14 protein-coding genes are annotated in these 14,820 nt (G+C 65.1%); 3 read left to right on the top strand and 11 right to left on the bottom strand.

Translation table 11 applies throughout. The features are described from left to right. Positions 1–78: 78 nt before the first annotated feature. Positions 79–561 (top strand): Lrp/AsnC family transcriptional regulator, encoded by a 483-nt coding sequence (locus IB279_RS16190; protein WP_034805679.1) that lies wholly within the window; start codon positions 79–81, stop codon positions 559–561. 52 nt (positions 562–613) lie between these two features. Here IB279_RS16190 and IB279_RS16185 read toward each other — a convergent pair whose 3' ends face one another. Continuing rightward, positions 614–1,426 carry an anti-sigma factor gene (locus tag IB279_RS16185; RefSeq protein ID WP_192339348.1) on the bottom strand — a complete coding sequence of 271 codons (813 nt, stop codon included), beginning with the start codon at positions 1,424–1,426 and terminating at the stop codon, positions 614–616. After that, positions 1,423–1,965, bottom strand: coding sequence for an RNA polymerase sigma factor (locus IB279_RS16180; RefSeq protein ID WP_034805673.1), 543 nt, complete (start codon positions 1,963–1,965; stop codon positions 1,423–1,425). Before IB279_RS16180 ends, IB279_RS16185 begins: the two co-directional genes overlap by 4 nt. A 133-nt stretch (positions 1,966–2,098) precedes the next feature. Here IB279_RS16180 and IB279_RS16175 point away from each other — a divergent pair, with 133 nt between their 5' ends. After that, entirely contained in the window at positions 2,099–3,505 is a 1,407-nt protein-coding gene (locus tag IB279_RS16175; RefSeq protein WP_162765869.1) for a S8 family serine peptidase, read from the top strand. A 24-nt stretch (positions 3,506–3,529) separates the two neighbouring features. Here IB279_RS16175 and IB279_RS16170 read toward each other — a convergent pair whose 3' ends face one another. The 3 genes from IB279_RS16170 to IB279_RS16160 form a co-directional block, all read right to left on the bottom strand. Then, complete coding sequence (locus IB279_RS16170; RefSeq protein WP_113504686.1) at positions 3,530–4,237, bottom strand: class I SAM-dependent methyltransferase; 708 nt, start codon at positions 4,235–4,237, stop codon at positions 3,530–3,532. 140 nt (positions 4,238–4,377) lie between these two features. Next, on the bottom strand, positions 4,378–5,550 hold the full coding sequence (locus tag IB279_RS16165; RefSeq protein WP_113504687.1) for a glycerate kinase: 1,173 nt from the start codon (positions 5,548–5,550) through the stop codon (positions 4,378–4,380). A gap of 172 nt (positions 5,551–5,722) precedes the next feature. Beyond that, a complete protein-coding gene (locus IB279_RS16160) occupies positions 5,723–7,201 on the bottom strand; it encodes an SLC13 family permease (RefSeq protein WP_246801958.1) in 1,479 nt (492 codons plus the stop codon). A 228-nt stretch (positions 7,202–7,429) separates the two neighbouring features. Here IB279_RS16160 and IB279_RS16155 point away from each other — a divergent pair, with 228 nt between their 5' ends. Further along, positions 7,430–7,879, top strand: a complete 450-nt coding sequence (locus IB279_RS16155) for a pyridoxamine 5'-phosphate oxidase family protein (RefSeq protein WP_113504688.1) — start codon at positions 7,430–7,432, stop codon at positions 7,877–7,879. Positions 7,880–7,925: 46 nt separating this feature from the next. Here the strand turns inward: IB279_RS16155 and IB279_RS16150 are convergent, their stop codons facing one another. The 6 genes from IB279_RS16150 to IB279_RS16125 form a co-directional block, all read right to left on the bottom strand. Further along, positions 7,926–8,762, bottom strand: coding sequence for a universal stress protein (locus IB279_RS16150; RefSeq protein ID WP_090296811.1), 837 nt, complete (start codon positions 8,760–8,762; stop codon positions 7,926–7,928). 250 nt (positions 8,763–9,012) lie between these two features. Further along, entirely contained in the window at positions 9,013–10,257 is a 1,245-nt protein-coding gene (locus IB279_RS16145; protein WP_060521983.1) for a Gfo/Idh/MocA family protein, read from the bottom strand. Between the two features lie 81 nt (positions 10,258–10,338). Beyond that, complete coding sequence (locus IB279_RS16140; protein ID WP_113504689.1) at positions 10,339–11,358, bottom strand: LacI family DNA-binding transcriptional regulator; 1,020 nt, start codon at positions 11,356–11,358, stop codon at positions 10,339–10,341. Further along, positions 11,355–12,311 carry an ABC transporter permease gene (locus tag IB279_RS16135; RefSeq protein WP_192339347.1) on the bottom strand — a complete coding sequence of 319 codons (957 nt, stop codon included), beginning with the start codon at positions 12,309–12,311 and terminating at the stop codon, positions 11,355–11,357. Before IB279_RS16135 ends, IB279_RS16140 begins: the two co-directional genes overlap by 4 nt. Next, the gene (locus tag IB279_RS16130; protein ID WP_034805955.1) at positions 12,308–13,300 is read right to left on the bottom strand and encodes an ABC transporter permease; all 993 of its coding nucleotides are present in this window, start codon (positions 13,298–13,300) and stop codon (positions 12,308–12,310) included. The genes IB279_RS16135 and IB279_RS16130 overlap by 4 nt, the downstream gene beginning before the upstream one ends. Continuing rightward, complete coding sequence (locus IB279_RS16125; protein ID WP_034805659.1) at positions 13,300–14,805, bottom strand: sugar ABC transporter ATP-binding protein; 1,506 nt, start codon at positions 14,803–14,805, stop codon at positions 13,300–13,302. The genes IB279_RS16130 and IB279_RS16125 overlap by 1 nt, the downstream gene beginning before the upstream one ends. Positions 14,806–14,820: the final 15 nt, after the last annotated feature.

The following is a 14,820-nucleotide window of genomic DNA, read 5'->3' as shown; positions in this document are numbered from 1 at the left end:
AGTTTGTAAAGTTAATGGGGTGCCGTGGCGTGGGGTTCCACCTTCAGGGCCCGGAGAGCAGGAACCGAAAGGCACTGGATGGCACCGTCGAAAAAGCCACAGGTCGAACTGGATCGCTTCGATCTTGCGATTCTCGCCATCCTGCAGAAGGACAATACGACGCCGCAGCGCCAGATCGGCGAGGCGGTCAATCTGTCGGCGCCCGCCGTCCAGCGGCGGATCAAGCGCATGGAAGAAACCGGCGTCATCCGCGCCAATGTCGCGCTGATCGATCCGGTCAGCGTCAATCAGGCGCTGACGATCCTGGTGGAGGTGGAGGTCGAAAGCGAGCAGATCGCCCTGCTCGATGCGGCCAAGGCGGCATTCACGGCGGCACCCGAGGTGCAGCAATGCTACTATGTCACCGGTGACGTCGACTTCATGCTCGTCGTCATCGTGCCGACCATGGCCGACTACGAGGCCTTCACCCGGCGCATGTTCTTCGGCAATGCGAACATCAAGCGCTTCCGCACCTTCGTGACGATGGATCCGGTGAAGGTCGGGCTTTCGGTTCCGCTCTAGGATAAAGCCGGAAGCGCGCAGCGATTGCCCGACGGACGTTGGAATTCACGGTCTATTTCGTGCCGGAGAGCGCCTTCTTCTCGGCGTCCGCATCGAGCGGCTGCCCGGCGCCGATCGACGTCAGAAAAGCATCGACGGTCTCAAGCGAAGAGGCGGGCGCATAGCCGTCTCCGCCTTCCGGTCTGGCCACGGCGAGCCGCGTCTGCCAGGTCGACGCCTTGCGGCAGGCGACCGACACCAGACCGGGCTCACCGGGCTGGGCGAGTTCGTATTCGCGGCAGAGCTGCCCCGAACCGAGCTCGAATGCCGATACCAGCCGGACCGTCCCCTGCCCTTCACCAACGGCGACTTCGTCTCCCGAAGCCGCCTTGTCGAGGATGGCGGAGAGCGCCGGGCCGACAGTGCCGGCCACCTGCATCGCGCCCGGCACCCCGCCTGGATCCGCCAACCCACCGCCGCGAAGCAGGTAGCCGCCAGCGCCGCCGACGACCACCAGCAGCGACGCTGCCATCGCCATCAGAAACCGCGAGGGGCTACCGTTCGGCGACGCCGGCTGATCCGCAGGGCGCCGGAAGGCCACGACATTATCGCCGGCTGCAGCCGGTGCGTCCGCCGCGCGCGCTGCGTCGCCTGCGGCCGCCGCCATGGCCCGCACCTTAGCGACCAGTTCGTCCGGCACCGGCTCGTCGAGCACCGGCTTCAGCGCCTCGCTTGCGGCGGCGCGCGTTTCCATGAACATTGCCACGCGCGCCATCAATTCGTCGTCCGTTTCCAGCGCCGCCTCGACACGGCGCATCGTCTCCTCGTCGAGTTCGCCGTCGGCGAACGCCATCAAGATTTCATCGCTGAATTCCGTGTCGCTCATCTTGTCCCGCCTCTCATGTCCTGTGAACGCGCGACCGGCGGTTCTATTCCCGTTGCCTCCGCAAGATTCTTACGCGCCCGGGCGAGCCTGCTCATGACGGTTCCGATCGGAATGCCGAGAACCTCGGCTGCCTCCTTGTAGGAAAGCTCCTCGACGCAGGTGAGGATCAGTACCTCGCGCTGTTCGAGCACCAGGCCGTCGATCGCAGCCGCCACGCTCTTCAGCGCCATGCGCGCCTCGCTCCCGGCCTCGCCCGAAGGAACGGCGAGTTCGGCCTGCGCCTCGATCTCCTCCGTCGGGCCGGCGGTCTTCTGCCGGCGCAGCTGGTCGATCCAGAGGTTGCGCAGGATGCGGAACATCCAGGCGTCAAAGCGCGTGCCTTCCTCGAAGCGGTCCGAACCGGCAAGCGCCTTTTCGCAGGCCGCCTGCACCAGATCGTCGGCCACGTCGCGCGACCGGCAAAGCGAAATGGCAAAGCGGCGCAGGTTCGGCAGAAACGCGACCAGGCGCTCGCCGAAGACGATGGTCGGATCCGTCATCGGGCGTTCCTTTTGGCGCTACCCTTCGTCACCGGTGGAATAATTTGTCCATTCATCCGTTGAGCGTTATGGGAACTACACCCGAAAGTCACCACTTATGGTCCGTCCGTTCACGGTAAGCTTTCGTTTTCGGATGCCGCTACACAAGGAGAAAACCTTGAAAAAACGCCTGTTTCGACTGACCGTCCTGTCGTTGTGCGGCCTGGCAACCGGTGCTGGGGATCTCTCCTTTGGCGGTAGTAACGATGGCAATTCAACCGTTCGCTTTGCCTCAATCAGTCAGGCCCAGGCGGACGACGACGATGACGATGGTGGCGGTGGCGGTTCGTCCCGCGGCTCAGGCGATCGCGACTCAAGCAACACCTGGCGGGGAGGCGGCAATCTGCTCGATCTCTTCCGCGGAACGCCGGAGCGCCGCGTCGTGCGCCAGCGTCCGGCAGCGCGTCGGGCAACCCATGTTCCCGGTGAAATCATCGCGCTCGGTCTCAACGATGCCGCCATCCAGCGCCTTGCGGAAAGCGGCTTCACAGTGCGTGCACGAAAGCCGCTCGGGCTTTCGACGACAGAGATCGTCAAGCTCGGCGTCCCCCGCGGCATGACGCTCGAGGATGCCCGCCGGCAGGTCGCGGGTGCGACGCCCGGAGCAATCGCCGATCTCAACCACTATTTCGAGCCGAACGAAGGCACCGCCTCACCGGCTCCCTGTGCCGACGGCGGTTGCGCGCTCGTTCGCACCGCCATCGGCTGGCCCGACGCCGGCGCCGCGTGCACGGCTGCCGGCCCGATCGGGCTGATCGACACGGCGATCAACCCCGCCCATCCCTCACTGAAAGACGTCAGGCTCGACATCGTCAGGCTGGCGGAGGAAGAGGCACCGGAATCCGGCCGCCAGCACGGGACTGCGGTCGCAGCTCTCATTGCCGGGCGGAAGGACAGTCGCGCGCCGGGCCTGCTCGGCAATGCCCACCTGATCGCCGTCGACGCCTTCCAGCGAAAGGGCGGCGAGAGCGATATCGCCGAGACCTACGATCTCGTGCGCGCCATCAATCTCCTGGCTTCGCGCAAGGTCGCGGTCATCAACATGAGCCTCTCCGGGCCACACAATCTGCTGCTCGAAAAGACCGTCGCGCTTGTCGCCGAGCGAAACATCATCCAGGTGGCGGCGGCCGGCAACGACGGCCCGCGGGCAAAACCCGTCTATCCGGCCGCCTATCCGGCGATGATCGCGGTCACCGCGGTCGACCGCAACTTCAAGCCCTATCGCCGCGCCGGGCGCGGCGAGCATATCGATGTCGCAGCACTCGGCACGAGTGTCTGGACGGCAGCCTCGATCGAGGGGGCAGCGCCCAAGACCGGCACATCCTTTGCCGCCCCCTTCGTCACGGCTGCCTCCGCCATTCTCAGGGCCTCGCATCCGTCGCTGTCGGCCCAGGAAGTTGCAAAACTCGTCACGGAGACGGCGCAGGACCTCGGCGCGCCGGGCAAGGATCCCGTGTTCGGCTGGGGCGTTCTCAATGCCCGCGAGCTCTGCCGCTCGTAGCAGCGTCGAGCGGGCGGCACTGAACTACGGCTTTTGCCAATCCATGACCAGGAACGGGGGGACCCTTCTAAAGAGGTCCCTTTGTTCCGGTTCGCCGCCACGCGGCAGTGGTTCGTCGAAATAGCGCAACTGCAGGCCCGCTCCCAGCAACAGCGACATGTAGGTGCTGAGCGGCCGGTGCCAGTTCATGACCCGAAGATCGCCCCAGCCGATCCAATCGGACCGTTCATCCATGTAGTGGTCGATCATGAAACTGCGCTTGCCATCGCCGCCATCGCGCCAGCCGGTCGGGTTGCTGGCGCTGTAAAAGCTGGTCAGGTTCGCGATCAGCAGATGACCGCCCGGGCGGAGAACCCGGTTCATCTCGCCAACCGCCCCATCCAGATCGGCGATGTCGATGAGGCTGAGATAGGCAACGACCAGATCGAAAGTCTTCTCGGCGAAAGGCAGTCCTTCGGCCTGTGCGATGCGATAGTCACCATCCGGATGCAGACGCCTCGCCTGACTAACCAGCGACCCGGCGGGATCGATGCCGACGGTGCTCAGCCCCTCCGCCGTAAGCAGCCGGCAGAACCGCCCCTCGCCGCACCCGACATCGAGGACAGCCCTTGCCCCGCTTTGCCGCGCCCTTTCGAGCATGGGCGCATCGAGGACGAAGCGCCGCGCAAAATCCCCCTCGGCGCCCAGCCCGGAAATCCAGGCAGCCGCCGACTCCTCCCATCCATTTGACATTTTACGTTTGGTCCTCGTGATCCGTCCTGCGTTTACGAAGACTGAGAGGACAACCTTGGCGATTGCATGACGATAGCCGCCGCGCGGCTCCGGCGGGAGGCGGTAACGCCACCATCCCGCCAGACCGGTAGATGCGTCAATCAGGCAGCCAGTCCGCGTTCGTTGAGCAGCATGCCGACGCGCACCATGCGCACGGCGTCTTCCGCGGCGCGCACGAGCAGTTTCGGTGCTGCGTTGATGGCATCGTCGAGGGTGCAGGGCGCCTTCAGGATCGAGGCGAAAGCGTCGATGCCGTGCTCGAAATTGAGGGTCACGCCCTTGCCGATCGTGCCGGCGAGAGCGATCACGGGACGGCCCGCCTCCTTGGCCCTGTGCCCGACCTCGGCCGGCACCTTGCCGAACGGCGTCTGCCCGTCGAGGCTGCCTTCGGCGGTGATCACCAGATCGGCCCTGGCGATCATGCTGTCGAGATCGAGATAGCGCATCACGATGTCGTAGCGCGGATGCAGCGCGCCGCCGAGCAGCCCCATGACCGCCGCCCCGAGACCACCGGACGCGCCCGCGCCCGGTGCGTCGCCGACCGCGATGCCGGTTGCCGTCTCGATGGCTGCGGCATAGGTCTCCATCGCGGCCGCGAGCAGTTCCACCTGCTCCGGCGTCGCGCCCTTCTGCGGTCCGAAGACGCGGGCGACGCCGCGCTCGCCGAGCAGCACATTGTGCCAGTTGACGGCCGCGTCGATGCGAACCTCGGCGAGGCGCGGATCGCGGCCCGAAATGTCGATGCGCGCCAGCGACGCCAGCGCCGCACCGCCGGGCGCAAGCGGTTTGCCCTTCCGGTCGAGCAGCTTCACGCCCAAGGCTGCGGCCATGCCGGCGCCGCCATCGTTGATGCCGCTGTCGCCGCAGCCAAGCAGGATACGGCGGGCACCGGCGTCGAGGGCCGCCCGGATCAACTCACCGACGCCGCAGCTGGTGGTGATGCAGGGGTTGCGGCGATCGCGCGGGACCAGCCGCAAACCGGCAGCCGCGGCCATTTCGATGACGGCCGTTCGTTCGGACTGCCCGCCGAGAAACCCGAAATGCGAGGCGACGGGCTCGCCGAGCGGACCGGTCACGGTCAGTTCGTGCAGGCTGCCGCCGGTGATAGCGACGAGCGCTTTGGTGAAACCTTCACCACCGTCGACCATGGGCACCTTGAGGACCTCGGCGCTCGGGCAGGCGCGCAGCACGCCCTTCTCGATGCAGTCGGCAGCTTCTTCCGCCGACAGGCTTTCCTTGAAACCGGACGGTGCAACCAGAATGGTAAGTGACATGTGACAATCTCCTTGCACTTTTGTGACAATGCGGATGCAAGGGAGAAACGGCGGCTCGCCACGTTTATTCCGGCCGAAATGCAGAATTCTTTCTTTTACGAAAAGAAAAAGAAAAAAGCCGAAGCGACAGACGCTTCGGCTCTTAAAATGACATTATATCAGATGCTTATCGTCATGTTGCCAACCCGACTGCCGGCCAGATCAAAAGCGCGAAGAGGGCAAGCAGCGCGATAAACGGAAGGGCCAGCATCAAGGCCAAGCGCAGGAGATCGGAAGGGCTGAAAGCGGGTGGCTCCATACCTCCGAACAGCGCTACGGGCTTCGCCGAAACCATCAGCGTCTGGCAGAAGCCACTACCTATGGCTGTGACCATGATGAGGCTGGCGGGGCTGACCCCGAAGCCCGCCAGCGGCAGCGCAACGGCCGGAATGAGCACCGTCGCGCGAGCCGTTCGCGAGGCAAGGACGACATGGGCAAAGGTCGCGACCGCAATGGCGAGAAGCACGACCAGCCACGCCGGCGGCTTGCCGATCTGGCCGAAGGCACCGATCAGGCGATCGGCAAGTTCCGTCGCCGTGCCGGTCGACAGCAGCGCTTCGCCGATGACGAGCGTGCCGGCAAGAAACAGAAGCAGGTTCCACTCGACACCTTTCAGCGCCTTGCGGAACGGCATGCCGGAGATCTTTTCCGACGCAAGGACAAGAGCGCCGACGAGTGCCACCACCGGCAGCGCGATGCCGTGCAGGTCCGAGGTCGCGAGTGCTGCGACGATCGCAGCGGTCACGGCAAGGATTGCCTTGTCGCGCGCCGAAAACGGACGTTTCTCCGTAGGCGCGGCCGGCAGGTCGAGGCGCGAGTTCCGGTCGGCATCGTCGAGGAAGAAGCGCAGGATCAGGCCGCAGGCAAGGAGGCTCGTCAGCAGCGCGAAGGGCGCGGCAAGCAAGGCCCAGCCGAGAAAACCCGGCGCCTCACCGCCGCTGCGGCGAATGAAATCGACGGCAACGAGATGGGCGCCAGCGCCGGTCAGCGAGGCGGCCGCCGAAAGCAGGATCACCGACGGGAACAGGAGGGCCAGCGCGCGGGTGACGCCAGGGCGGCCGATGGTCGAGGCAAGCCCCAGGAAGACCGGCATGAAGATCGCCGCCCGCGCCGAGGTCGAGGGGATGACGAAGGCAGTCACGAAGATCGTCAGCGTCACCACCCAGAACAGCCGGCTGACATCGCGGAAACGGGCAAGCAGCCGGAAGGCGAGCCGCTCAACGAGACCAGATGCCTGCAGCACCGCCGCGATCACCGATGCCGCCATCATCAGCCAGACGATGTCGTTGCCAAGCGCGGCATAAACCGCCTCTTCGCCGACGGCGCCGGTCACGGCCAAAGCCGCCGCCCCGGCAAGCGCCACCGGCGTTTCCGGCAGGTCGAAGATCGTCCAGCAGATCAGCGTCGTCGCAAACACCATCAGCGAAAGGCGCATCGGCAGCGCCAGGCCGTCGGCCGCGAGAAAGATCAGGACGGCGGCAAAGGCGACGAGCATTGCGCCGACGAGCAGGCGCACCTGGCTCACCGGCATATGGCCGTCAATGCGTTCGGCTACCACCGCGTTCAGGGTGACGAGGTCTTTTTCCGAAGCGATCACCGGGCTGATGGTCATAGCTACGCTCCCTTTTTGCTGGCCCAGGCTCGCGCGGCAACCGCGCCGCACGAAAGCCACCGGGCTGATTTCGTGGGAGGGCAAACGGGGTGTCGGGCGGTTTATTCCGCTCGTGCCCGACAATTTTCGGCGCTGGAGGCCCGAAAGCCCGAATTGAGCGAGATCAATGCCTGTTCTCCTGACAGGCAGAGACTGGTGCCAGATGACCTCTTTCAAAAGGAGAGTTTCATGTTGATCAGGGAAATGTCGCGGCAGGAATGCATCGACCTCGTCGCCGAGAACCACATCGCCCGCCTCGGGTGCGTCCGGGATGGCCAGCCCTATGTCGTGCCCATCCAATATGCTTTTGCCGCCAACAGGCTCTACGGCTTTTCGATGCCCGGGCAGAAGATCGACTGGATGCGGTCCAATCCCCGCGTCTGCATTCAGTTAGACACGGCAACGGACCGGAAGCACTGGCGAAGCGTCGTCATCTACGGCCGCTATCAGGAACTGCCGGATACGAAACAATGGCATCGCGAGCGCATGAACGCCTGGTCGCTTCTCGAACAGCGCGTGAACTGGTGGGAACCGGGCGGTCTGAAGCCTGGCGATCAGGCAATTACCGGCGCCTCGCCGCATCTCTTCTTCGAAATCGAGATCGATGAGGTGACCGGGCGGGCAGCCACTGCGGGGTGATGACCGTCGGCGCGCAGTCAGATGGCTGCGCGCTCGGCCCTGCCGGTCAATGGGCCATCAGCACGGGAACCACTGCGTTTTCGAGCATCGACCGGGTGACGCCGCCAAAGACGCGTTCGCGCATTCTGGAGTGGCCATAGGCGCCCATGACGATCAGATCGGCGGCCACGTCGGAAGCGAACCTATTGATCACGTCATCGACCCGATGCCCGCCGCTCGGCAGCCGCTCGACGGAAACCGAAACGCCGTGCCGGGCAAGGTAGCCAGCGATATCGGCACCGGGTTCCTCGCCGTTCTTGCCGTAGGCGGAACGCGGGTCGACCATCGTCACGTGGACGATCTTGGCGCCCTTCAGCAGGTCGAGCGCTTCGCGCACCGCACGGGCCGCTTCCAGCCGGGAGTTCCAGGCAAGCACCACCGTCTTCGGATCAAGCCGCGCGGGCTTGCCCTTGGGCAGGACGAGGACCGGTCGCGCGGAGTTGAACAGCGTCCCGTCGATGGTGCGCGAGCGCAGCTCCGGGTCCAGCATCAGGCCGTCGCCGACGAGCGTCAGGTCGGCATAGCGTGCGCGCTCGCCGATCTCGTCATCGGCCCAGGCAGCCTCGGTGTATTTCGTTTCGACGCTGAACGAGATGCCTTCCCGGGTGAGAACGTCGGTTGCGCTTGCCACGCAGGATTCGAGCTTGTCTACCTCGCGCTGACGTTCGTTCAGCCAGTCAATCGAGATGGCGGCGGCAAAATCGCCGATCGGCGGAGAAGCGGCGAGCTTGACGATCAACAGGGAGAGGTGAGCGTTTGCCGAAACGCAGACCTGTGCCGCGGCACGCAGATCGTCTGCGGAATGATCGACGCCGACCACGGCGAGAATTGTCTTGTATGTCATCGCGTTTCCTCCTCGCGACCGGACCTAAGAACTGAGTCAGCCTAGGCAACTGCGCACCCGGCGACATTGATCCCCGTCAACCGGGATCATGGAGGAAAGCGTATAATTATTGGGGGGCTCTACGCGCAGGCGTCTAAGCCGACCCCCCTCGTTGCGGGCGGGCCGGCGAGGACGGTCATTGCCTCCGCCGCCCAATTGCTCCGCAATCTCGGCCTCACGGCCTCGACCGCGCGGGCCTGAACTTCAGTCGTCAGGCACCCCGGCGCGCGACGACCGGCACGTAATGTTCGAGCTCCGGCGCCGGGAAGTTGAGCGTCGCGTTGATTTCTGCCGACCGGTAAAGCCCCATCAGCATCTCGACGACAGCAAGGCCGTCCTCGAAGGTTTCGAGCGGCTTTTCGCCCTTGCGGAAGCACTCGACCATGTGGCGGTTTTCGTCGGTATAGCCGTAGACGCCGGCCTCGTCCTCGAGCACCGGCATCAGGCCCTGCTCGGCATTCTGCTTTTCGACGAGATCCTCGCCCTCCGAGCCCTTGACCTCGCGCGACATGAAGATCTTCAGGCCGGTAGAGAGCGAATTGTATTCGAGCGCATATTCCGGTCCGAGCAATTCGAGCTGGATGCGCAGCCCGGCGCCGACATAGGCCCAGGAGGTGGTCGCCTCGATCATCAGCTCGTTGCCGTCCTGGTCTTCGAGCGTCACCGTGGCGCGGGCAAAATCCTCGGACGGCCGGTTGCGATAATCGACCTCGTTGCCGAAGCGATTGCGCAGTTGTTCGGCATAGTGGGGACGCGTCCATTTGAGGTTGGCGACGGTGCCGTTTACCGCCTTGATCTTCAGCGAATTGCGCGGCGCACCGGGCGCCGTTAGCAGGTAGCGCGCGACCTCGACGCTGTGGCACATCATGTCCGAAAGCACGCCGCCGCCCTGCTTGTCGCCCTGCCAGAACCAGGGTTCGTGCGGGCCGGAATGTTCCTCGGCCGCGCGCGCCAGATAGGGGCGCCCGGTGGTCGACGCCGCGCGCCGCCAGATGATTTCCTTGCCACGCAGCACCGGCGTGCAGAAAACCTGGTTTTCCAGATAACCGTGGTTGAGGCCGGCATCCTCGGCCAGCGACAGCATCTCGCGGGCTTCGGCAACCGTGCGGGCAAGCGGCTTTTCGCAGGCAACGGCGAAGACCTTGCTGCGGCCGTCCTTGACGGCCTTGTGCAGCGAACGCATGACGTCGATGCGGGTGTAGTTGGGCGAAAGGATCCAGACCGCGTCGACGTCATCGGCGGTCAGCAGCGCTTCCAGGCTTTCATGCGTGCGGCAGCTGCCGAGACCAAGCGCCTCGACCTCATTTGCAAATTTCTCGCGGTTCTCGGCCTTGCGGCTGAAGACGCCGGTGACCTCGACATTACGCACGCCGATCATCGATTTCAGATGGAAATGGGCGATGAAGCCCGATCCGACGAAACCCACGCGCAGCGTCTGCTTCGGTAGCTGTGTCATTCTCTTCTCCCATTTATCGATTTTGGTAACGGCGGGGTGCGGGCGGAAAACCGCACGCGGCTTTCCGCGTCCCACCTCCGGCTATTTACGTGGCGGCGCGGTGCTGCCACGGATGTTGAGCGTGGTCGGCAGGACGATGGCCGGCTCTGCGGCGACGTCACCATCCGAGAGGACGTTGAGAAGCTGCGACATCGCCGTGCGACCGATGTCGGCGCGCGGCTGGCTGACGGTCGTCAGCGGCGGATAGAAGGCCTTGCTGAGATAGAGATCGTCGAAGCCGACGACCGAGACGTCGCCGGGCACGTCGCGGCCAAGCCGCCGTAGCGCATGGATTGCGCCGTAGGCCATCTCGTCGTTGGCGGCGAAAATCGCGGTCGGCGGCTCCGGCAGGGCGAAAAGGTCCGAGGCACAGGCCTCGCCGCTTTCGAGCAGGTAGTCGCCGCGCACCTCGTACCCCTCGGGGATCGCAAGGCCGGCCGCTTTCATGGCGGCCCTATAGCCGTCGCGGCGGTGGAGCGCCATGACCTCCGGCAGGGGACCAGCGATATGGGCGATGCGGCGATGGCCGAGCGCGATCAGATGGTCGACCGCAGCCTCAGCGGCGGCGACGTTGTCGATCTGCACATGCGGGAAGCCGGACCCCTCGATCATTTCGAGCGCGATAACGACAGGCAGATGCGAGAGATCGGCGCTTTCGCCCGGCTCAGGCGGCGGCAGCTTGCCGGTCATCAGGATCATGCCGTCGGCATGGCCGTCGCGCAGCATGTTGAAATACTCGACCTCGCGGTCCGGGTCGTTCTCGGTGTTGCCCATGAGGACGGCGTAACCGGCCTCGCGCGCCGTCGCCTCCACGCCCTTCAGGATCTCGAGGTAGAAGGGGTTGCCGACGTCGCGCACGACAAGCAGTACCGACATCGACCGGCGCGTTCGCAAGTTGCGGGCGCTGACATTCGGGCGGTAGTTGAGCTCACGCGCCAGCGCGTTGATGCGCTGGCGTGTCTCGTCCGTCACCAGCGACGAGCCGCTCAGTGCCCGCGAAACGGTCGCAACCGAGACACCGGCGCGTTCTGCGATATCTTTGATCTTCGGCCGCTCGCTCATGCGCGCATCGCCCTCCCGCGGCCGTAGGACAGCATGAGCAGCAGCAGCGTCGCGCCGAACACCATCTGACGGCCGGACTCGTCGATGTTCACCGTCGTCAGGATGCCCTGGAGGATGACAAGCAGCAGCGCGCCGGCCATGGTCCCGGTGTAACCGCCCTTGCCGCCGGCAAGCGACGTGCCGCCAAAGACGACCGCGATGATCGACGACAGCATGTATTGCTCGCCGACATTGGCGAAGGACGATCCGGAATAACCGAGCAGGCAGAGCCCGGCGATCGCGGCGAACATGCCCGAGATCATGAAGAGACCGATGCGCATGAGCCGAACCGGCACGCCGGCCATATAGGCCGCGTGCTCGTTGGAGCCGATCGCGTAGATCCGATGACCGAAGACGGTGCGGTTCAGCATGAAGGCCATGAACAGGCCGATCACGATCCAGAGCCAGATGATGCCGGGAATGCCGAGCGCCAGCGGCTGGGTCACGAAGGCGGAGAGGCCGGGCGCGGCGCGACCCGAGGGAATGCCCTGGCGGATGACCACCAGCAGGCCCTGCAGCACGCCCAGCATGCCGAGTGTCATCACCAGCGGCGGGATGCGCAGAAGCGTGACGCCGAGGCCGTTCAAAAGGCCGAAGAAGGCGCCAGCCGCCAGGCAGGCGAGCACCGCCGGCAGGATGCCGCCATCGGCACCGTTCATGACATTGCCGGCGATGATCGCCGAGAGCGACACGACGCCACCCACGGAGAGGTCAATGCCCTCGCGGCCGCCGAGAATGACGACGTTCTGGCCGGCGGCGACGATGCCGAGCAGCGAGGCGACGATCAAGAGCCGCAGGATCTGATCGGCCGAGGCAAACCCCGGCGACAGGCTTTGGCCAAGATAGAGCAGCGCGACGATGAGGATGAGCGCCACGACCAGCGGCTGTTTGAAGAACGACGTAATCCAGCTCATGCGCGTGCCCTCCGACCGGCGAGCACGCCGGCCATCAAGACGATCAGAATGGCGAGGCCCTGGACGAAGTTCTGCCATTCCGACGGCGTGCCCATGAAGAAGACCAGGGAATTGACGAGGCCGATCGTCAGGGCGCCGAGCAGAGAGCCGACCACCGTCGTCCAGCCGCCGGCAAGCGCACTGCCGCCAAGCACGACGGCGGCGACGCTGTAGAGCGTCATCTTGCCGCCGACCAGCGGATCGCCGCTCGCTGTATCACCCGTGAGGCAGAAAGCGGCAAGCGCCGAGAACAGCCCGCACAGAAGGTAGCCCTTGATGCGGACGGCGACGACCGGAAGCCCGGTCTGATAGGCGGCCTGCTGGTCGTCACCGACGGCCAGCAGTTCGGTGACGATGCGCGTGCGCGACAGGAAGTAAAGCAGGACAGCCAGCGCCGCGAGCACGTAGAAGACGAAGGGCAGGCCCAAGAGGCGGCCGCCATAGGTGCGCCAGAACAGTGCCGGCGCCGGCGTACCGGCAACGGGCATGACATAGAGCGCCAGCCCGGTGAAGAAGATGCTGGTCGCAAAGGTGGCGACGATCGCCTGCAGCCGAAGTGCTGCGACGACCAGTCCGTTGACCAGCCCGCAGGCAAGTCCGATGAGGACGCCGAGCGCAAGTGCGAGCAGCACGGCACCGGCGCCGCCGCCCCAGCGCTCCATCAGGACGACGATCGCGACATTGACCAGCGACAGCGTCGCGCCGGCGGAAAGATCGATATCGCCGGCGGAGACGACATATGTCTGCGCGATCGCCAGCATGATCAGCGCCATATAGGTGCTGAGCAGACCCGTCAGCGAGCGGTAGCTCAGGCTGTTGGGTGAAAAGAGGCCGTTCAGCGCCAGCAGCACGATGAGGATGACCAGTGCCGGCAGGAAGGGGTAGCGCTCGAGCCAGGAGCGCAGCCCACCGCTCCTTGGAGAGGAAATGTCTGTCGCGGTCGATGTCATCATGCGGCCTCGTATGCAGCCTGGTAGAGATTGTAGCGGGTGCGATCGTCACCGATCAGCTCGCGTGTCACCGAGCCGCCGTTGAAGACGAGGATACGGTTGGCGTTGCCGAGCAGCTCGGCGTCCTCGGACGAATAGAGCAGGATGCCGAGGCCTTCGGCCGCAAGCTGGCGAATGAGCGCAAAGAGATCGGCCTTGGCCTGGAGGTCGATGCCCTTGGTCGGGTCGTCGAGCAGCAGCACGTCGGGCCGATCGATCAGCCATCGGGCGATGATCACTTTCTGCTGGTTGCCGCCGGAAAGCGAATTGATCGGATGGAAGAGGCTCGCAAACTTGGTGTGCATCGCTTCGAGCGCCGGCATCGCCTTGTTTTTGAGGCTCGAGGGCCGCGCGAGCATCAGCCGGTCGCGAAGATAATGGATCGGCGTGACGTTCTCTATGATCGGACGGCCGCTGATGACGCCGTCGCGACCGCGGTCGCCGGAGACATAGGCGCAGCCACGGCGAATGGCGTCGCGCGGGCTTTTGGCATCATAGCGTTCGCCGCCGATCGTCACCTCGCCGGATGAAACGGTGCTTGCGCCGAAGATGGCCCGCAGCAGCGCCGATTGCCCCTGCCCGTGCAGCCCGCCGAGCCCGAGGATCTCGCCCTTTGCCACCTCGAAGCTGACATCGCGAAAGCCCTTGCCCGAGAGGCTACGTACGGAGATCGCCGTCTGCGCGCCAGTTTCCACCACCGCTGGTGCCGATGACCTTGCAGCCGGCATGTCGCTGGCGCCGCCGACCATCAGCCGGATGACCGTTGCCGGGTCGGTCTCGGAGAGTTTCAACGTCTCGATGGTCTCGCCGTCGCGGATGATCGTCACGCGATCGCCGATCGCGGTGATTTCGTCCATGCGGTGCGAGATGAAGATGATGCCGCGACCCTGGCCTTTGAGATCGCGCAGGATCTCGAAGAAGCGATCGACCTGGGCGCGGTCAAGTGCGGAGGTCGGCTCGTCGAAGATCAGGATCGGCGCTTCGCTGGCGAGCGCCTTCATGATCTCCACCAGTTGCCGCTGGTCCGCCCGAAGGTTGCCGACCAGGGCCTCCGCGTGGAAACCTTCGCCGGAGACCTCCGAGAACAAGGCGATGTAGCGCGCCGCGCGCGCCTTCATTGCCGCCCGGTCGATGAAGAGGCCGGCCTTCACCGGCAGGGCGGAAAGGCAGATGTTTTCCTCGACCGACCGGTGGCTGGCGAGGCTGAGTTCCTGGTAGAAAATGCCGATGCCGGCGGCGCGTGCGGCTTGCGGCCCGGAGATCGTCACGCGCTTGTCGTTGATCAGGATCTGGCCGCCATCCGGCCGCACGCTGCCGGCGATGATCTTGCACAGCGTGCTCTTGCCGGAGCCGTTGGAGCCCATCAGCACATGCACTTCGCCGGCAGCGATCTCAAGGTCGCCGCGGCGTAGCGCCAGCGTTGCGCCGTAAGCCTTGCTCACGCCGTTCAGTCTCAGTTTCGACATCGGCTGTCGTCCATT

The organism is Ensifer sp. ENS06, from assembly GCF_014852205.1.
GTDB lineage: Bacteria > Pseudomonadota > Alphaproteobacteria > Rhizobiales > Rhizobiaceae > Ensifer > Ensifer adhaerens.
This window is presented reverse-complemented; position numbering and strand designations above follow the sequence as displayed.